The organism is Pseudomonas sp. AC136, assembly GCF_979258585.1.
Map to the genome: position 1 here is coordinate 1,844,454 of NZ_OZ409865.1, position 21,108 is coordinate 1,865,561.

The window sequence follows — 21,108 nt, forward strand, 5'->3', positions numbered from 1 at the left end:
CCATGACCGTGCCTTGCCCCTGGTACGAAAGCGACAGCCGCATCATCGCCGCGCATCAGCAGCCGGCAACGTTGATCGAACTGTGCCTGTCGCGCGGCATCGACAGCCACCGACTGCTGCGCGGCACCGGCTTGTTCGTGGAAGACGTGTCCAACGCCGAGACGCTGATCAGCCCCACGCAATTTCTCACCCTGATCGACAACGCCCAGCGCTTGCTCGGCGCTGACGACTCCAGCTTTCTATTCGGCCAACGCCTGCTGCCCGGCCACCACGGCGCCGCCAGCCAGGCCTTGGCGCTGGCCAATAATCTGCAACAAGCCTTGGAACTGCTCGGCGAATTACGCGCCCTGCTCTCGCCCCTGCTGAGCCCGCGCTTATTGCTGGATGAACAGCACGCCTATGTGTACTGGCTCGACAGCTGCGGCGCCGGCAGCCAGGCGCGGTTTCTGCTCGAAGCCAACATGACCGCCGTGGTCGCCATGAGCCGGCGCCTGGGCGGTGAGCACCTGCCCTGGCAATGCCACTTCCGCCAGGCGCCGCCGCGCTATATCGAACAGTACTGGGTCAACCTCGGTGAAGACCTGCACTTCAACCGACCCTACAACCTGCTGCGCCTGCCGCGCGAATACCTCACCCGCGCCTGGCCGCAAACCGTGCAAAGCACCGCGCAGGTCGCCTGCCAACAGGCCCGTCAGCAACTGCATGATTTGGGTGCCGAGGCGAGTTTGCTCGACACCTTGCAGCGCTGGTTATTTCGCCACGTACGCGAAGCGCCCAACCTCGACCACGCGGCCGCCGCGTTTGCCATGAGCCCGGCCACACTGAAACGCAAACTGCACAAACATGGCACCAGCTATCAGGAACAGCACGACCAGATTCGGATGTTGGTGGCGTTGTATCTGTATCAATTGAAGGGCTACAGCAATGATGAAGTGGCCAGTCATTTACGCTTTCACGACGCGACGAATTTTCGGCGCTCGTTTAAACGCTGGACGGGGTTGGCGCCGAGTGCCTTGTTGGCGGTGTTGCGGGGGTGAAGGTCAAGGGCATCGCGGCTAAAGCCGCTCCCACAGTTGGGGGCATTTTTGCGGTGTGGAGGTATTCATTACCGCGTGTGCTGGACGTTTTGGTTTCGCGCCTTACGCGCGAGTCACTTTTGTCATTGCGACAAAAGTAACCAAAAACGCTAGCCGGTACGACTCACCCACATAGGTAACAAATCAGTTCAACCACATGGGTAACAGTTTTTAACCTAATGGGGTCTCCCTCAGGAGGGTGCCCTCATGCCGTGGCGAGAACTGAAACCTATGGACGAGAAAGTGTTGTTCATTGCTGATTACCTCAGGCAGGTCAGCAGCTTCACTGCGTTGTGCGAGCACTTCGGCATCAGTCGAAAGACCGGCTACAAGTGGGTGGAACGCTACAACTTAGCCGGCATGGAGGGGTTGGCTGAGCAAAGTCGGCGGCGTCGCGAACAGGTGTGCACGCCATTTGTTATCCGCGAGTACATCCTTGATCTAAGGCGCCGATCTGCGGTTGAACTGGGGCCGAAGAAGATCCAGGCACTCGTGGAGCAGCGATATCCTGGGCAAAGTCCTTCCCGGACCACGATCTACAGCATCCTCAAACAGGCGGGATTGGTCACGCCCCGCCGGCTTCGTAAGCGGGTACCTAGCTATCCAAAGCCGCTTAAATCGACCAACGAACCTAATGAACTCTGGAGCGCCGACTACAAAGGTCAGTTCCTGACTCAGGACGGGAAGTGGTGTTATCCGTTGACGGTGATGGATCACGCCAGTCGTTTTCTGCTGGCTTGCGAAGGCATGTCCGGCACACGGCTAAAGGAGACCAAGTCGGCTTTCGAAGATTTGTTTCGCTGCTACGGATTACCTTCGCGCCTGCGAACAGACAACGGCACCCCCTTCGCTAGCGCTGGCAAAACAGGTCTAAGCCAACTCTCCATTTGGTGGCTACGGCTGGGCATCATTCCTGAACGAATAGCACCTGGCCGCCCCGAACAGAATGGGCGCCACGAACGTATGCATCGGACGCTGAAACGGGCCGTCACTCACCCCTGTTCTGCGCATATGGCGGAGCAGCAAAGGCAGTTCGACCTGTTTCGTCATAATTACAATGAGCAGCGGCCGCACGAAGCGCTAAACCAGAGCACGCCCAAAACCCATTACCAGAATTCGCCACGGCCATACCCGGAACGCTTGCCGGAGCCGACATATCCTGGCTATGTCGAACCGCACCGGGCCGACTGCAGCGGGATCATCAATCGCCACGGTATGCGCATTTATGTGGGGTATCTTTTAAGGCACGAACTAATTGGGCTGGAGCAAATTGGCGATGATCTTTGGGCCGTTCATTTCGGCCCGGTTGTGATAGGTAGGCTGGACGAAAGGGAGCAGAAGGATGGGTATCTATCCTTGAAAGTGTCACCCATGTGATTGAACACTTTTGTTACCCATGTGGTTGTCTCGTACAAGCCCCTACCTTGGGTCTACGCTGCGCTCCGACTTCCCTCGCTCCGTCGCCGCTCCGGGGGTCGGCGAGACGGGCCATCCTTGGCCCGACACGCCTTTCGCGGCTCCCGGCCGCTCCACCCCCTACGCAACGACTCCACTCGGCCTGCGATAAACGGTGCGGGGTGGATCACAAGCCAGATCAAAAACAGATCCAAAGCCACCGGCGCTAAACCTGTGGGAGCGGCTTTAGCCGCGATGCCCTTGATCTGTCACCGCTCGCGCAACGCCTCAGCTTTCGCCCGCAAAATCGGTTTCAGCAAATAGCTCAAGATGCTCTTCTTGCCCGTGATGATGTCCACCGACGCGACCATCCCAGGAATGATCAGCAGCGGTTTTTCCTCGGTGCCAAGGTGGCTTTTATCGGTGCGCAGTTTGATCAGGTAGTAGGTGGTTTTGCCGTCTTCGTCGGTCACCGTGTCGGCGCCGATTTGTTCGAGTTTGGCTTTCAGGCCGCCGTAGATCGTGTAGTCGTAGGCGGTGAATTTCACCACGGCTTCCTGGCCGGGGTGCAGGAAGGCGATGTCTTGCGGGCGGATGCGCGCTTCTACCAATAGGGTGTCGTCCAGCGGCACCACTTCGGCCAGGTCGCTGCCGGGCTGGATCACGCCGCCGATGGTGTTGACCAGCAAACTCTTGACGATGCCGCGCACGGGCGAAGTGACCAGGGTGCGGTTGACGCGGTCTTCCAGGGCCCGGCCGGTGGCTTGGGATTTGGAGAGTTCGGTGCGCGCTTCGTTGAGTTGGGTAAGGGCGTCGCTGCGGAATTTGCCACGGGTTTCGTCGATTTTGCGCTCGGCTTCGGTGATGGCCGATTGCGCGCGGGGAATGGCCAGGCTGGTGGCATCCATCTGCCCACGGTTTTCCACTTCGGCGCGTTTGAGGCGCAGCACTTCCACTTGCGAAATCGCGCCCTGGGCCACCAGCGGCTCGCTCATGGCGATTTCCTGGCGCAGCAGGGTCAGGCTGTTGCGGTATTGCTCCTGCTTGGATTGAAACTCGCGCAGTTCCTGCTGCTTTTGCACAAGCTGCTGTTGCAGACCGGCCACTTCGTCGCTGAGTTGCTGCTGGCGGCTTTGGTACAGGGCCAGTTCGCTGGCGGCCTGGCTTGGCACTTTGCTGCTGATTTCCGGGTTGATGACCAGCGGCTTGCCTTCGGTTTCCGCCACCAGACGGTCGACGCGCAGTTGCCAGCCGAGGCGCTCGGCTTCGGTTTCGCCGACGTTGGAAACAAAGCGGGTGTCGTCGAGGCGCACCAGCGGGTCGCCGACTTTGACGATCTGCCCTTCGTGCACAAACAGCTCGGCAACGATGCCGCCTTCCAGATTCTGGATCTTCTGAATTTTTGACGACGGAATGGCTTTGCCGTCGCCACGCGTCACTTCATCGATCTGGGCGAAATGCGCCCAGCCGAACATAAATACGAAGAAGGCGATCAGGCCCCAAATGGTCAGCCGCACCACGCGCGGAGCATCTTCAACCAGGGCTTTGCTGAGTTCTGGCAGCGGCTCGCCTTCGAGCGAGTCACGGCCTTTGAAGTAACGGGCGAGGCTTTTAAGCGACACTGATTTGCCCCTTCTTCAGAGCGTCCATAACGGCACCTTTTGGCCCGTCAGCAATGATCTGGCCTTTGTCGATAATCAGCAGGCGATCCACCAAGTCGAGCATGGAAGAACGGTGGGTGATGAGCAGCACGGTTTTGTTGGCGATCATCGTTTGCAGGCGTTGTTTGAGGTGCACTTCGCCGGTGTTGTCCATGCCGCTGGTGGGTTCGTCGAGCAGCAAAATCGGCGGGTCGAGTAGCAGCGCGCGGGCCAGGGCGACGTTCTGGCGCTGGCCGCCGGACAGCTGATGGCCGCGCTCGCCCACTTGCAGTTCGTAGCCTTGCGGGTGCAGGCGGGCAAATTCATGCACACCGGCCAGTTCGGCCGCTTGTAGCACCAGTTCGTCTTCCACGTAGCGGGCGCCGCTGACCAGGTTGTCGCGCAAGGTGCCGCTGAACAGGTGGATGTCTTGCGGCACGTAGCCGATGTTGTGGCGCAGTTCGCTGATGTCGAGTTGGCGCATATCCACGCCGTCGATCAGCAGGCTGCCGGAGTCGGCTTGATGCAGGCCGACGATCAACTTGGCCAGCGAGCTTTTGCCCGAGCCGCTGCGGCCGATGATGCCGACCTTCTCGCCCGGACGAATCACCAGGTTCATGTTGATCAGCGCGGTGTTCTGCTGCTGCGGGTAGTTGAAGTTGAGCTGGCGCAGTTCGATGGCGCCCTGCACGCGCTGACGAGTCAGCGGGCGGTCGTCGGATTGACGCTCTTGCGGCAGGTCCATCATCTGGTCGACCGAGGCCATGGTGACCTTGGCTTGCTGATAACGGCTAAGCAGACCGGAGAGTTGCGACAGCGGGCCCAGCGCGCGGCCGCTGAGCATGTAGCAGGCGATCAGGCCGCCCATGCTGAGGTTGCCGTCGATGATTTGGTACACGCCGAAAATAATCATGATCACCCCGGCCAACTGCTGAATCAGCATGGTCGAGTTCATGGCCAGGTTCGACAGCATGCGCGCCTTCAGTTCCAGGCGGCTGAGGGTGCCGATGGTTTGCTCCCACTGGTATTGGCGTTCGCTTTCGGCGTTGTTGACCTTCACCGCGTCGAGACCGGCGAGGGTTTCGATCAGGCTGGATTGCCGCTCAGCGGCCAGCGCCATGCTGCGCTCGATGGTTTCGGTGAGCGGCTTTTGCAGCGCCCAGCTGATCAGCAAGGCCAGGGGAAAGGCCATCACCGGAATCCACACCAGGTGCCCGCCCAAGAGCGCAATCACCAGCAGCACCAGCAAGGTGAAGGGCAGGTCGATCAGGCTGGTGAGGGTCAGCGAGGCGAGGAAATCGCGCAGGGTCTGAAATTCATGAATGTTCTGGGCAAAGCTGCCGACGCGCTTGGGGCGATATTTCATCGACATGCCGACGATGCGTTCGAACAGCGTGGCGGAAATGATCAGGTCGGTTTTCTTGCCGGCCAGGTCCAGGCACAGCCCACGCAGGCTTTTCAGCAGGATGTCGAACAGGTACGCGCCACTGATGCCGATGGCCAGCACCCACAAGGTGGCGGCGGCCTGGTTGGGCACTACGCGGTCGTACACGTTCATCACGAACAGCGGCGCGCCGAGCGAGATGACGTTGATCAGCAGGCTGGCGGCGATGGCGTCGGCGTACAGCCAGCGCGAGCGCTTGAGCGTGTCGCGAAACCACGACGAGGTGCGCGGAATGAGCGAGCCGTTGTCGGCGTCGAATTTGTGTTGCGGCTGGGCGAAGAACACTTGGCCGCTGTAGTCGGCCTGCAGTTTTTCTACGGCCACTTGCACTTCGCCGCCGTCGCTTTCGCTCAGCAGCAGGCGTGCGTACGTGGCGTCGATGGCCACCAGAATGGCGCTGCGGCCGTCTTTAAGCAGCAGCATGGCGGGCAACGCCATGGCTGGAATTTGCGCCAGTTTGCGTTGCAGCAAACGGCCTTGCAGCCCGGCGCGGGCAGCGGCGCGTGGCAGTAAATCGGCGCTCAGGCGCTGGGCCGGCAGCGGCAGACCGGTGGTAAGCATGGCGCGGCTGACAGGTTTCTGATGCAGCGCGCACAGCGACATGAGGCTGTCGAGCAAAGGGTCGTCATGCTGAGCACGGGGATCATGGTGAGGCTGGGTGGGGCGAACGTCTGATTCCACGCTAAACACTCTTGACGCTGGAGGTGGGGTGTACTTGAGCCAGTTGTATCGGCAACGTCTGATGACGATGTAGGGCAATGCAACAAGGGTGCCTGGACTTTAGCTGGTTGTCGGCGAGGGGGCGAGTTGAGGTTTCCTGCATAAACCACTCGCGGCTGAAGCCGCTCCCACAGAGGCACATCGCACCCTGTAGGAGCGGCTTCAGCCGCGAGCTTTTGAAGGCGCTGGCGGAATCAGTTCAACCCCGGCAACGCAATCTTCGGCTTCACGTCGTTCTGCACCACCGTCTCCATCGGCGCGACCACGCCCTGGCTTTTCAGCAAGGTGCCGAGGGTGGCTTGCAGGCGGTACTGGGTGTATTGCTCGGCCAATTTGATTTCGGCCAGACGGCGCTGGGCGCTGAACAGCTCGTTTTCGCTGTCGAGCAAGTCCAGCAGGGTGCGTTCGCCCAGACCAAATTGTTTCTGGTAGGCGTTGCGCACTTCGCTGGTTTCGTCGACGTATTTCTGTGCGATCGGCAGCTGGGCGCGGGCGTTGCTCAGGGCGTTCCAGGCCAGGCCCAGTTCTTCGTTGAGCTGGCGCAGGGCGTTGTTGCGGATGTCCAACGCCTCACCGGCCTGGTAGGAACGCGCTTCCAGGGTGGCCTTGTCGCTGCCGCCGCTGTAGAGGTTGTAGCGCATGCGCACCATGGCTTCCCATTCGTTGTAGTGACCGTCCTGGCCGTCGATATCGTTGTTGGCGGAGCGGCCCAACTCGGCGTCGAAACGTGGGTAGTAGGTGGATTTGGCAGCGTTGTATTGCTCTTCAGCGGCGGCGATATCGGCTTCGGCCGAGCGCAGCACGGGGCTGTTTTCGATCAACTGCTGACGCGCCTGAGCCAGGGTTTCCGGCAGTTGCACGCCGGTGGCGGGCTGTTGCAGGTCAACCGGGTCGGCGCCCACGGCGCTGTAGAAGTTGGTTTGCGCATCGACCAGATTGGTCTGCTCGGTGATCAGGTTGTTGCGGGCCTGGGCCAGGCGCGCTTCGGCCTGGTTGAGGTCGGCCAAACGCCCTACGCCACGGTCGGTGCGCAGGCGAATCTGGTCGTGAATGCGTTCGTGGCTGGTGAGGTTGTCTTGAGCCAGGCGCACCAGTTCCTGACGGGTGAGCATTTCCAGGTACACCTGGGCAACGCTCAGCGCCGTGCGCTCGGAGGTGTTGAGCAAGGCGTAAGCGCGAGAGTTGACAGTGGCTTTGTTGCGGCCGATTTCGCTGGAGGTGGCGAAACCGTCGAACAGCATTTGGCTCAGGCGAACGGTGGATTCACCGCGGTTCAGGGTATTCCAATCGTTGCTGCCAGCCTCGGCGCGGCTGGAGGGATTGTCGGTGCCTTCGCGGCCATAACCGGCTAATACATCCACTTTAGGCAGGTAGCCGCCTTGGGCAGCGCGCAAGCCGGAGTCAGCGGCCAGGCGCCGGTTAACTGCCGCGTGAACCTCAGGGTGATCGGTGACCGCTTGCTGCATGGCCTCCTGAAGCGACTGAGCGGACACAGAAAAGCTGGCACTTACCGCAAGCGGCAGCAACGCAAAAAGACCAAAACGCATGGTGAGTATTTCCCCTGAAACCTACTACGGACGCCAACTACAGGCTTGTGATGGGCACGACAGCGGCAGATGTTTTACTGGTTTTGATGCCAAAAAATAAGTGAGACCGGCTTCTCAATTCCAACCGTCCGATTCCACACTACTATCAAAGTGACATTACGGAATGGATTGTTTAGGATGTCGCAAAATTGGTCAATAGTTTGGCAAAAAGATGAACAAATCGACATTTACGCCAAGTTACTGACGCCAATTTTAAGACTATTTGTACTGGCAAGATCCTTGCCTTATTCGCTGCTATTCGTTCGGCCGCTTGACCCAAACCACCCCTTTGCACTGCCGTTTACCTGAGTTTCCAGGGAGAGTCTTCACATGAGCACCGTCGTCGCCATCGTTAAAAGCATTGTTGGCCAAGTCATCGCGACATCCGCCGAGGGCGCTCATCGCGTGCTGGTTGAAGGCGACCGTTTGTATGTAGGCGACACTTTGGATACCGGTGCCGGCGGCATGGTCACACTGGAGTTGGCCGACGGCCGCATGCTCGACCTGGGCCGCGACACGCAGTGGAGCAGCGCCGATGCCGCGAGCCCCATCACCGAAGCGACGGCACAAAGCGCCGCCGAGGCCCGTGCCGAAGTGGTGGATGTGCAGCGCGCCATCGTCGCCGGCGCCGACCCGACTCAAGACCTCCCGGCTACCGCTGCTGGCCCTGGCGCGGGTGGCGCGGCCGGTGGTGCAGCCGGTGGTGGCCGCAGCTTTGTATTGCTGAGCGAAACCGCAGGCGAAGTGCAGCCTGAGATCGGTATCAACTTCAGCAACACGACGGACGGTGATGGGGTTGTTCAGCAGCAAGCGTTCGGCGCCGAGCAAAACGTGGCGCCGCGTTTCGTCACTGCCGACGGAAATGATGCAAGTCCGACAATTAACGTCACTACCGACGAAGACGTGACCTTCAATGGCGCCTTCACTGCCGTCGACAACAACGGCGACGCATTGACGTACACCTTGGTCGGCACGGGCCCGGCGAACGGTTCCTTGACGCTGAGCCCGCAAGGCGTCTGGGTGTACACCCCGGTGGCCAACTACAACGGCCCCGACAGTTTCCAGGTGGTGGTGACCGATGGCCGTGGCGCCAGCGACACCCTGACCGTGAACATCGGCGTGACGCCGGTTAACGATGCACCGGTTGCCGATGCCGCCAACGGCAGCGCCACAGAAGACGGCGCCATCGTCTCTGGCCAACTGACCGCCAGCGACGTTGATACCGGCGACACCCAAACCTTCACCCTGCAAGCCGGCGCCGCCGCGCCAGCCGGTTTCACCCTGAACGGCAATGGCACCTGGTCCATCGACCCAAGCAATGCGGCGTACCAGAACCTGGCGGCCGGCGAACAGCTGACCATTAACGTGCCGTTCACCGTCACCGACAGCGGTGGCCTGACCAGCAACAACGTGCTGACCCTGACCATCACCGGCGTAAACGATGCCCCGGTGGTGAGCGGCGATGTCACCGTTACCACCGACGAAGACGCCGGCGGCCTGACGGTCGACCTGCTCGCCAACGCCAGCGATGTCGACAAGGGCGATGTGGTCAGCGTGACCAATGTTGCCCAGTCCGGCGCAGGCGATGCTTCAGGCGTCACCATCAATGCCAACGGCACCCTGAGCGTGACCCCCGGTGCCTACAACTACCTGGCCGCCGGCGAGAGCGTCACCCTCACTTACACCTATAACGTGGTCGACCAGAACGGCGGCGTTACCCCGGCCAGCGCCACCCTCACCATCGACGGCGTCAACGATGCGCCCGTGGTCAGTGCTGCTGTGAGTGCCGCGACCAACGAAGACGCTGCCCCGCTCAGCGTTAACCTGCTGCAAAACGCCACCGACGTAGACCTGAGCGACAGCCTCAGCGTGGCCAATCTGCAGGAAACCAGCGGCGGCAACACTGCCGGCGTATCGCTGAATGCCGACGGCACCCTGAGCGTCAACCCGAACGCCTACACCTATTTGGCTGCCGGCCAGCAGGTGGTGCTGAACTACACCTACGACGTCATTGACAGCAACGGCGGCGTTACGCCAACGACGGCCACCATCACCATCGACGGCCGCAACGACGCACCGGTAGCCGTGGCCGACGTGAAGTCGGGCAGCGAAGACACGGTGATCACCGGCAACGTGATCAGCAACGACAGCGACGTGGACGCAGGCGCCGTGCTGTCGGTAACCAAATTCAGCTACTCGGTTGGCCCGTTTACCTTCAGCGCCAACGCCGGCGAAACCCTGAACACAATCGTCGGCAAGCTGACCATCAGCGCCAACGGTGATTTCACCTTTACCCCGGTTGCCAACTACAACGGCCCGGTGCCGACCGTGACTTACACCTTGAGCGACGGCACTGCCACCAGCACCGCCACGCTGAATATCAACGTCACGCCGGTCAACGACGCGCCATTCATTACCGCGCCGAGCAGCGTGCAGGTCACCAGCGAAGACACCAGCAAAGTGTTTTCTGTGCTGCGTGGCAACAGCATCGCCACCGGCGACATCGACAGCGCCAACCTGACCACCACCTTGAACGTCGACCACGGCACCCTGACCCTCGGCCCATTGGCCGGCGGCGTCACCGTGACCGGCAATGGCACCGGCAGCCTGGTGCTCAGCGGCAGCTCGGCGGCCATCAACGCCGCCTTGCAAGGCCTGAACTACAAGCCGACCGCCGACTACAACGGCGTCGACAACCTGAAAATCAGCAGCACCGACGGCAGCCTGACCACCAACAGCAACGTCGCCATTCGCGTTGATGCCGTGGCCGACATCCGCCCGGATACCGTCAGCGTCAACGAAGACAACGTGCTCACCTTCAACGCCATCACCGGCGTGGGCGGCGGCACTGCCGACAATTTCGAAAACGCCGGCCGTGCTGTGACCTCGGTAACCCAAGGCGCCCATGGCAGCGTGACCTTCAACGCCGACGGCACGCTGGTGTACACGCCAGCCGCCAACTACAACGGCACCGACACCTTCACCTACACCGTGACCTCGGGCGGCGTGACTGAAACCGCAACCGTCACCGTGAACGTCAACCCGGTCAACGATGCTGCCGTGCTCACTCCGGCCAACGTCGCCGTGGCCGAAACCGATGCCGCCATCACCACCGGCGGCACGCTGAGCATTACCGACATCGACAGCCCCGCCACCTTCGCCGCGCAAACCAACACCGCTGGCACCTACGGCACCTTTAGCGTCAACGCCAACGGCGCGTGGACCTACCAGGCCAACTCGGCCTACAACAACCTGAACGTCGGCCAGAGCGTCAGCGACACCTTCACCGTAGTCAGTGCCGATGGCACGCCGACCACCGTGACCGTGACCATCAACGGCACCAACGACGCACCGGTTGCCAGCAGCACCGTGGTCGCCAGCGGCAATGAAGATTCGGCGGCGCCGATTGCCGTCACCCTGGGCGGCAGCGACGTCGACGGCACCGTCACCAGCTACTCGATTGAATCGCTCCCGGACCACGGCACCCTGTATTCCGATGCAGCCGGCACGCAAGCCATCAGCGTTGGCCAAGTGGTCAGCGGCCCGGTGTATTTCGTGCCCACCGCCAACTGGGGCGGCAGCACCACCTTCGACTTCAAAGCCATCGACAACAATGGCGCCAGCTCCACCACTGGCAGCGCCGCCATCAACGTCACGCCAGTGGCCGATGCGCCTACCCTGACCTTCGGTGCCGGCAGCCAACTGGCGTCCACCGACTTCCAGGAAATCAACCTGAGCGGCGGTTTCAGCAACAGCGTTTCCGAGGGCTCGCTGGGCGGCGGCCAATGGCACACCGATAACAGCGGCAACGCTGTGGAAGTCGGTAGCGAAGGCACTTACATCAACGGCGGCAGCGGCAGCAACCAGGTCATTGAACTGGAACGCAACCCAGGCGATGCCAGCAACCTGTACACCACCGTGGCCGCGCAAGCCGGCGACACCTTCGTGGTGCAATTGCAGTACTCGCCACGCAGCGGTTCGGAAGCAAGCTCGAGCATCGACGTGTTCTGGGGCGGCGTAAAAGTCGGCACCCTGAGCGGCACCACCGCCGGGCTGACCAATTACAGCTTCACCCTGCCAGCCGACAAGGCCGGCAACTACACCCTGGAATTCCGTGCCACCGACAGCAACTCGGTCGGCGGCCTGCTCGACAACATCAGCCTCGGTCAGCAGGTCAATGTTGGCCTGGAAGATCACGCCATTCGCTTGTCGAGCATCACCGCTGCGGTGACCGACACCGACGGTTCGGAAAGCATCAGCAAAATCACCATCGACGACGCGCCGGCCGGCTCGGTACTGAGCGATGGCAACGGCAACACCGTGACCAGCACCGGCAGCCCGGTGGACATCACCGGCTGGGCCAAAGGCAGCCTGACGCTCACGCCGCCGGCGAACTTCAACGGCACCATCGTGCTGCACGTTAGCGCCACGTCCTCCGAAGCGACTGGCGGCAGCGCCACCACGACCCTGCCGCTGACCGTTACCGTGCGCCCGGAAAACGACGCACCGACCGCCACCAACCAAAGCTTGACCACCGAAGAAGACACCCCGCTGACCGGCACCGTAACCGGCGCCGACATTGACGGTGACACCCTGACCTACAGCCTGGTCAGCGGCCCGGCCCACGGCACCCTGACGCTCGATGCCAACGGCAGCTTCACCTACACGCCCGTGAAGGACTACACCGGCCCGGACAGCTTCCAGGCCCTGGTCAGCGACGGCAAAGGCGGCACCACCACCAGCACCATCAGCATTGGCGTTACGCCCGACAACGACGCGCCGATTGTGGGCAACCAAACGCTCACGACCGCTGAAGACACCCCGCTGACTGGCGCCGTGACCGGCAGCGATGCCGATGGCGACAGCCTCAGCTACAACCTGAAAACCCCGGCCGCCAACGGCAACGTCGCGCTGAATGCCGACGGCACGTTCACCTACACGCCGAACAGCAACTACAACGGTTCCGACACCTTCACCGTGACCGTTGCCGACGGCAAAGGCGGCACGGTTGATAGCGTGATCAGCATCGGCGTCACGCCGGTTAACGACGCACCGACTACCGCCAACCAAACGCTTACCACTGCCGAAGACACGCCGCTGACCGGCGCCGTGACCGGCAATGATGTAGACGGCGACAGCCTCAACTACACCGTGAAAACGCCGGCCGCTAACGGCAACGTCGCGCTGAATGCCGACGGCACGTTCACCTATACGCCGAATAGCAACTACAACGGCGGCGACAGCTTCACCGTCACTGTTTCCGACGGCAAAGGCGGCACTGTTGATAGCGTGATCAGCATCGGCGTTACGCCGGTCAACGACGCACCGACTACCGCCAACCAATCGCTGACCACTGCCGAAGACACCCCGCTGACCGGCGCTGTGACCGGCACTGATGTCGACGGCGACAGCCTCAGCTACACCGTGAAAACTCCAGCCGCTAACGGCAACGTCGCGCTTAACGCCGACGGCACTTTCACCTACACGCCGAACAGCAACTACAACGGTTCCGACACTTTCACCGTCACCGTTGCCGACGGCAAAGGCGGCACTGTTGATAGCGTGATCAGCATCGGCGTTACGCCGGTAAACGATGCACCGACTACCGCCAACCAATCGCTGACCACTGCCGAAGACACCCCGCTGACCGGCGCTGTGACCGGCACTGATGTCGACGGCGACAGCCTCAGCTACACCGTGAAAACTCCAGCCGCTAACGGCAACGTCGCGCTGAACGCCGACGGCACGTTTACCTATACGCCGAACAGCAACTACAACGGTTCCGACACTTTCACCGTCACCGTTGCCGACGGCAAAGGCGGCACGGTTGATAGCGTGATCAGCATCGGCGTTACGCCGGTCAACGACGCACCGACTACCGCCAACCAAACGCTGACCACTGCCGAAGACACTCCGCTGACCGGCGCTGTGACCGGCACTGATGTCGACGGCGACAGCCTCAGCTACACCGTGAAAACCCCGGCTGCTAATGGCAACGTCGCGCTAAATGCCGACGGCACGTTCACCTACACGCCGAACAGCAACTACAACGGTTCCGACACCTTCACCGTCACTGTTTCCGACGGAAAAGGCGGCACTGTTGATAGCGTGATCAGCGTCGGCGTTACGCCGGTAAACGATGCGCCGACCAGCGCCAACCAATCGCTGACCACCGCCGAAGACACCCCGCTGACCGGCGCCGTGACCGCCAGCGATGCCGATGGCGACAGCCTCAGCTACAACCTGAAAACCCCGGCCGCCAACGGCAACGTCGCGCTGAATGCCGACGGCACGTTCACCTATACGCCGAACAGCAACTACAACGGTTCCGACACCTTCACCGTCACTGTTTCCGACGGCAAAGGCGGCACCGTTGATAGCGTGATCAGCATCGGCGTAACGCCGGTAAACGATGCACCGACCAGCGCTAACCAAACCCTGACGACCGCGGAAGACACCCCGCTGAACGGCGCCGTAACCGGCACTGATGTAGACGGCGACAGCCTCAGCTACACCGTGAAAACCCCGGCCGCCAACGGCAACGTCGCGCTGAATGCCGACGGCACGTTCACCTACACGCCGAACAGCAACTACAACGGTTCCGACACCTTCACCGTGACCGTTGCCGACGGCAAAGGCGGCACGGTTGATAGCGTGATCAGCATCGGCGTCACGCCGGTTAACGACGCACCGACTACCGCCAACCAAACGCTTACCACTGCCGAAGACACGCCGCTGACCGGCGCCGTGACCGGCAATGATGTAGACGGCGACAGCCTCAACTACACCGTGAAAACGCCGGCTGCCAACGGCAACGTCGCGCTGAATGCCGACGGCACGTTCACCTATACGCCGAACAGCAACTACAACGGTTCGGACAGCTTCACCGTCACTGTTTCCGACGGCAAAGGCGGCACTGTTGATAGCGTGATCAGCATCGGCGTTACGCCGGTAAACGATGCACCGACTACCGCCAACCAATCGCTGACCACTGCCGAAGACACCCCGCTGACCGGCGCTGTGACCGGCACTGATGTCGACGGCGACAGCCTCAGCTACACCGTGAAAACTCCAGCCGCTAACGGCAACGTCGCGCTGAACGCCGACGGCACGTTTACCTATACGCCGAACAGCAACTACAACGGTTCCGACACTTTCACCGTCACCGTTGCCGACGGCAAAGGCGGCACGGTTGATAGCGTGATCAGCATCGGCGTTACGCCGGTCAACGACGCACCGACTACCGCCAACCAAACGCTTACCACTGCCGAAGACACCCCGCTGACCGGCACCGTAACCGGCACCGATGTGGATGGCGACAGCCTCAGCTATACCGTGAAAACCCCGGCCGCCAACGGCAACGTCGCGCTGAATGCCGACGGCACTTTCACCTACACGCCGAACAGTAACTACAACGGCGGCGACAGTTTTACCGTCACCGTTTCCGACGGCAAAGGCGGCACCGTTGATAGCGTGATCACCGTCGGCGTCACGCCGGTTAACGACAAGCCAATTACTGAAAACCAGGCGCTGACCACGGCCGAAGACACGCCGCTGACTGGCGCCGTGATGGGCAGCGATGCCGATGGCGACACCCTGACTTACACCCTGAAAACAGGTCCGGCCAACGGCTCGGTGCTGGTGGGTACGGACGGTAAGTTCACCTATTCGCCAGCCAGCAATTACAACGGCTCCGACACCTTCACCGTGACCGTTTCCGATGGCAAAGGCGGCACCGTTGATAGCGTGATCAACATCGGCGTTACGCCGGTTAACGACGCGCCAGTGGTCACCTCCTCCCCGGCTGCTGCGACCGGCACTGCGGTGGAAGCTGGCAATACCGATGCAGGCGCCACCGTGGCGGGTACACCGAGCGTGACCGGCACACTGACTGCCAGTGATGTTGATCAGGGTTCGGTTACGACCTGGACTGTCGCCAACGGCGCCGGCAACTACGGCACCCTGGCAATCACCGCTGCTGGCGTATGGACCTACACGCTGGATAACGCCAACGCCGCGACTCAGGCATTGGCTGAAGGCCAGACCGGGAAAGAAACCTTCATCGCGACCGTGTCGGATGGCCAGGGCGGCACTGCTACCCAAGTCATCACGATCGATGTCACCGGCACCAACGATTCGCCAGTCGTCGCTGCGGCACTGACGGCGGCGGGCGCTGAGGATGGCGCGGCTATCGTCGTTAACCTCCTCTCCGGCGCTAGCGATGTGGATGCCGGCGCCCTGCTGAAAGTCAGCGGCGTCAGCGCCTTGCCGGCCGGGGTGAGCCTGTCGGGCAGCACCTTGACCGTGAACCCGAGCAACGCCAGCTTCCAGTCGTTGGCGCAGGGCGAAACCAAGGTCATCACCGTGACCTACAACGTGGAAGACGACAAAGGCGCCGTCACCCCACAAACCGCGACCATCACCGTGACCGGCACCAACGATGCGCCAACCGTTAGCGGCGCTGTGACCGCGACGGGCGCCGAAGACAGCGCCAGCTTCAACGTCAATCTGCTGACCAATGCCAGCGATGTTGATAACGGCGCCGTGCTGAGCGTGACCGATGTCGGCACCTTGCCGGCGGGCGTCACCCGTTCGGGCACAACCCTGACCGTTAACCCATCCGACAGCAGCTTCCAGTCGCTGGCAGTGGGCGAGTCGAAGGTGCTGACCATCACGTACAGCGTGACCGATCAGTTTGGCGCCAAGACAGCACAAACCGCCGTGATCACCATCACCGGCACCAACGATGCGCCCGTGGTGACCTCTTCCGCCGCTGCCGCCACCGGCACAGTGGTAGAAGCCGGCAATACCGATCCGGGCGCTGTGGTCGCAGGCACGCCGTCGGCCACTGGCACGCTGACCGCAAGCGATGTCGACCACAATTCCAGCACCACCTGGAGCCTGCCAAACGGCGGCGCCGGCAGCTTCGGTACGCTGGCACTCACCGCCGTCGGCGTGTGGACGTACACGCTGGACAATGCCAAGGCCTCGACTCAGGCGTTGGCAGAAGGTCAGGTTGGCAAAGAAACCTTTACGGCCCTCGTCTCCGACGGCCAGGGCGGCACGGCGACTCAGGTAATCACCGTTAACGTCACCGGCACCAACGATTCGCCTGTAGTCAGCGGCGCAGTCACCGCCTCGGGCGTGGAAGACGGTGCCAGCTTCACCGTCAACCTGCTGGCCGGCGCCAGCGATGTGGACAGCGGTTCCAGCCTCAGCGTGGCCAACGTCGGCACCTTGCCGGCAGGCGTTTCCCGCGTGGGCAGCGTGCTCACCGTCGACCCAAGCAACAGCGCCTTCCAGGCGTTGAAAGCGGGCGAGCAGCAGACGCTGACCGTCACTTACAACGTGATCGATGACAAAGGCGCGGTGGTGGCGCAAACCGCCGTAATCACCGTCACCGGCACTAATGACGCACCGGTTATCACCTCGAACGCTGCCGCCGCAGCCGGTACCGTCACCGAAGCCGGTCTGACCCCGGCCGGTGCTGCCACTGCTGGCACCGCCACGGCCAGCGGCACCCTGACGGCCACCGACGTGGACCACGATTCCAGCACCAGCTGGAGCCTGGCCAGCGGCACCGGCACTGGCACCTACGGTTCGCTGACCCTGAGCGCCGCTGGCGCCTGGACGTACACCCTGGATAACAGCAAGCCGGCCACCCAAGCGTTGGCGGTGGGCGAGAGCCGTACCGAAACCTTCAACGCCACCGTGTCCGACGGCCAGGGCGGCAGCAAGGTGCAGGTCATCACCGTCACTGTTAACGGCACCAACGATGCACCGGTGGTTACTTCCGCCGCCAGCGCCGCGACCGGCACTGTGGTCGAGGCCGGCCTGACGCCTGCGGGCGCTGCCACGGCGGGCACCCCGTCGGCCACCGGCACCCTCACGGCCAGCGATGCGGACCACGGTTCAAGCACCACCTGGAGCGTGGCCAACGGCACCGGCACTTACGGTTCGCTGACCATGAGCAGCGCCGGCGTGTGGACCTACACCCTGGACAACAGCAAGCCAGCCACCCAAGCCTTGGGCGCGGGCAGCACCGGCACGGAAACCTTTACGGCCACCGTGTCCGACGGCTTGGGCGGCACCACCACGCAGGTCATCAACGTCAACGTCACCGGCACCAACGATGCGCCAGTGGCCGTGGCTGACACCTATGTGCTGGGCCTGACGGGCCAGTACTACGGTTATGCACAAGGCAATGGCGCCAACCTGGCGACCATTTCCCAGGTCGAGTCGCTGATCGCGGGCAAAACCCCGGATGCCACGTTCGTTTCCACCAACCTGAACTACGGTGGCGTCAGCACCAATCTGGGTGAAGGCACCAACCTGCAAACGTTCCTGGGCAATGACAAGGCCAGCCTGTCGACCGACCCGGGCAACACCAGCGACGCCATCATCAAGCTCAGCGGCCAGATCAGCCTGGCGGCCGGCAACTACACCTTCAAAGTGACCTCGGACGACGGCTTTATCCTGCGTATCGATGGTCAGGACGTGGTCAAGTTCGACGGCAACCGCAGTGCCGCAGCCACCACTGCCAACTTCACGATTCCCACCGGCGGCGCGCACCAGATCGAGATCGTTTACTGGGACCAAGGCGGCAACGCCGCGCTGAAAGTGGAAGTGAAAGCAGCGGGCGCTGCCGACTCCGCTTACACCGTGCTCGGCGCCAGCGGCAACACCGGTTCATTGGTCACTGCCGAAGACACCGCGTTGACCATCAACGCCAGCACCCTGCTAAAGAACGATTCCGACGTGGATGGCAACGCCCTCACGCTGACCAGCGTGCAGAACGCCACCCACGGCACCGTTGCGTTGAACAACGGCGTGATCACGTTCACGCCAGAGGCCAACTACAACGGCGAAGCGACCTTCCAGTACAGCGTTAGCGACGGCAAGGGCGGCACCGCCAGCGCGACCGTCACGATGTACGTGACGCCGGTGAACGATGCGCCAGTGGTGGCAGTAACGCCGGTCGCCCTGAGTGGCGACGAAGACACTTCCATCACCATTACCTCGGCGCAACTGCTGGGCAATGCCACCGACCCGGACGGCAACGCGCTAACCGTGGTGGGCCTGAGCAAAACATCCGGCGAAGGCACGCTGGTTGCCAATGCCGATGGCACCTGGACGTTCACGCCGACCAAAGACTGGAACGGCGAGGTCAAGTTCAGCTACACCGTCAGCGATGGCACCGTGGCCACTGCCGACAGCGCTGTGCTCACCGTTAAACCGGTGGCCGATATCAAGGCCGACACGGGTGTGACAGACGAAGACACCGCCATCACCCTCAACGTGCTGGGCAACGACAACTTCAGCAACACCGCCACCATCAGCGCCATCAACGGCACCAGCATTGCCAACAATGGCTCGGTGACGGTGGACCACGGTTCGGTGAAATTGGTTAACGGCAAGTTGGAGTTCACCCCGACTGCCGATTACCACGGCCAGTCGAACTTCACCTACACCGTGACGTCCGGCGGCGTGACCGAAACCTCGACCGTCAGCCTGATGGTCAACTCGGTCAGCGATGCGGCTATTCCAACAGTCAGCGTGACGCCGAAGGGTTACTGGACTTTCGACTCCACCACCAGCAACGGCTCGGTCGTCACCAACGAGATCACCAAACAGACCGGCACGCTGGCCGATGCCGACAGCAATAAAACCGGCGATCTGCCGCAGCTGAGTTCCACCAGCCGCGCCGAGGGCGCCGGCAAGAATCTGGTGTTCAACTCCGGCAGCGACACCGGTGACCACATCGATGTCAGCACCTCGGTAACGGCAGCGCTGATGGGCACCGCCACGCTGACGTTCTGGATCAATACCGCCCAGGCAGGCAACGCCAACGGCGCCGGCAGCGCGTGGAGCAACCCGAGCATTATCGGCAGCGAACAAGTGAGTGGCGGCAACGACATTCAGTGGGGCGCCATCAACGCCGCCGGCAAAATCGGTTTCGGTCTGGGCAACGTCGACGGCGTGTACAGCACCACCTCGGTTAACGACAGCCAGTGGCACAACGTGGCCATCTCTCGCGATTCCTCCACGGGCCTGGTGAACGTGTATGTGGACGGCAAACTGGAAGCCACCGGCAGCCCGGTCGACGCCGCCTTCACCGGCGCGCTGAATCAGTTGCTGGAAATTGGCGCGACCAATGCTTTCACCGGCAACGGTAAAGATGCCAACGACACGAGCTACTTCAAGGGCGCGTTGGATGACCTGCGCATTTACAGCGGCGTGTTGAGCGCTGACCAAGTGGCCGCCATCCACCACGTGGAAAACGGCTACCAGGGCACCGCGATTGCCAACGCCACCACCACTAACGAAAGCACCCTGAGCCTGAGCGTGACCGACAACGCCAGCGTGCTGAAAGTGAGCGGCCTGGAAGCCGGCATGATCATCAGCGACGGTAACGGCCACACCGCGACCTCGACCGGCGTTGACTCGCTGATCGACCTGAGCAACTGGACCACCAGCAACCTGACCCTCAGCCACACCGGCACCGACTCGGGCACGCTGATCTTCACCGGCACCAACACCGCCGCCAATGGCGATGTGAGCACCACCTACCAGGCGCTGACACTGGCCAACGGCACGTCGGTGCTGGCCACCGGCACGGCGGGCGCCGACACCCTCACCGGCTCGACAGCGGCTGATCTGCTGCGTGGCGGTGACGGCAACGACACCTTGCACGGCCTGGCCGGCAACGATCGTCTGGAAGGCGGCAACGGCAACGACTCGCTGTTTGGCGGCGCCGGTAATGACTTGCTTATCGGCGGTGCCGGCGACGACATCCTGTACGGCGGCAGCGGCAACAACATTCTCACTGGCGGTAGCGGTGCAGACACCTTCACCTGGCAGGCCGGCGATGTCGGTAAATCAACCATCACCGACTTCAACGCCAGCGAAGGCGACCGCATCAACCTCAGCGATTTGCTGCCGGATATCACCGACACCAACGTGCTGAGCTACCTGAAAGTGGACACCGCGACGTCGACCATTCAGGTCAGCACCAGCGGCCATATCGACCAGGGTTCGGATGTGAGCATTACCCTGCAAGGCGTGGACTTGAACAACTACGGTTCAAGCTCGGCCGACATCATCAAGTCGTTGGTGGCAGGTACCGATCCGGTGGTGAAAACCGACCACCATTAATTAGGGCGGGACTAAACGGCGCGTTCTCTAGCAGTGTGGAGTTCGCGCCGTTTTTTTGCCTGGCAAGAAAGCGTTGCAGGCGCTACACACTA

General features: G+C 62.0%; 6 protein-coding genes. 3 read left to right on the plus strand and 3 right to left on the minus strand.

What is annotated here, in order from left to right; all coding sequences use genetic code 11:
* Window positions 1–2 precede the first annotated feature (2 nt).
* Complete coding sequence (locus tag ACZZZU_RS08345) at window positions 3–1,037, plus strand: AraC family transcriptional regulator (protein WP_463550330.1); 1,035 nt, start codon at window positions 3–5, stop codon at window positions 1,035–1,037.
* A 246-nt stretch (window positions 1,038–1,283) separates the two neighbouring features.
* Window positions 1,284–2,453 carry an integrase core domain-containing protein gene (locus ACZZZU_RS08350; protein ID WP_463549367.1) on the plus strand — a complete coding sequence of 390 codons (1,170 nt, stop codon included), beginning with the start codon at window positions 1,284–1,286 and terminating at the stop codon, window positions 2,451–2,453.
* Window positions 2,454–2,740: 287 nt separating this feature from the next.
* Here the strand turns inward: ACZZZU_RS08350 and ACZZZU_RS08355 are convergent, their stop codons facing one another.
* The 3 genes from ACZZZU_RS08355 to ACZZZU_RS08365 form a co-directional block, all read right to left on the minus strand.
* On the minus strand, window positions 2,741–4,093 hold the full coding sequence (locus ACZZZU_RS08355; protein ID WP_122493998.1) for an HlyD family type I secretion periplasmic adaptor subunit: 1,353 nt from the start codon (window positions 4,091–4,093) through the stop codon (window positions 2,741–2,743).
* Entirely contained in the window at window positions 4,083–6,236 is a 2,154-nt protein-coding gene (locus ACZZZU_RS08360) for a type I secretion system permease/ATPase (RefSeq protein WP_463550331.1), read from the minus strand. The genes ACZZZU_RS08355 and ACZZZU_RS08360 overlap by 11 nt, the downstream gene beginning before the upstream one ends.
* Before the next feature lie 233 nt (window positions 6,237–6,469).
* Complete coding sequence (locus tag ACZZZU_RS08365) at window positions 6,470–7,822, minus strand: TolC family outer membrane protein (RefSeq protein WP_463550332.1); 1,353 nt, start codon at window positions 7,820–7,822, stop codon at window positions 6,470–6,472.
* Between the two features lie 369 nt (window positions 7,823–8,191).
* On the opposite strand from ACZZZU_RS08365, the gene ACZZZU_RS08370 reads away from it, so the two are divergent.
* Window positions 8,192–21,016: a retention module-containing protein gene (locus ACZZZU_RS08370; RefSeq protein WP_463550333.1), complete on the plus strand. Its 12,825-nt coding sequence runs from the start codon at window positions 8,192–8,194 to the stop codon at window positions 21,014–21,016.
* Window positions 21,017–21,108: the final 92 nt, after the last annotated feature.

Excerpts from the sequence above, each read along its gene's own strand:
- ACZZZU_RS08370 (WP_463550333.1), top strand. The coding sequence starts at position 8,192 with ATGAGCACCGTCGTCGCCATCGTTAAAAGCATTGTTGGCCAAGTCATC.
- ACZZZU_RS08365 (WP_463550332.1), bottom strand. The coding sequence starts at position 7,822 with ATGCGTTTTGGTCTTTTTGCGTTGCTGCCGCTTGCGGTAAGTGCCAGC.
- ACZZZU_RS08350 (WP_463549367.1), top strand. The coding sequence starts at position 1,284 with ATGCCGTGGCGAGAACTGAAACCTATGGACGAGAAAGTGTTGTTCATT.
- ACZZZU_RS08345 (WP_463550330.1), top strand. The coding sequence starts at position 3 with ATGACCGTGCCTTGCCCCTGGTACGAAAGCGACAGCCGCATCATCGCC.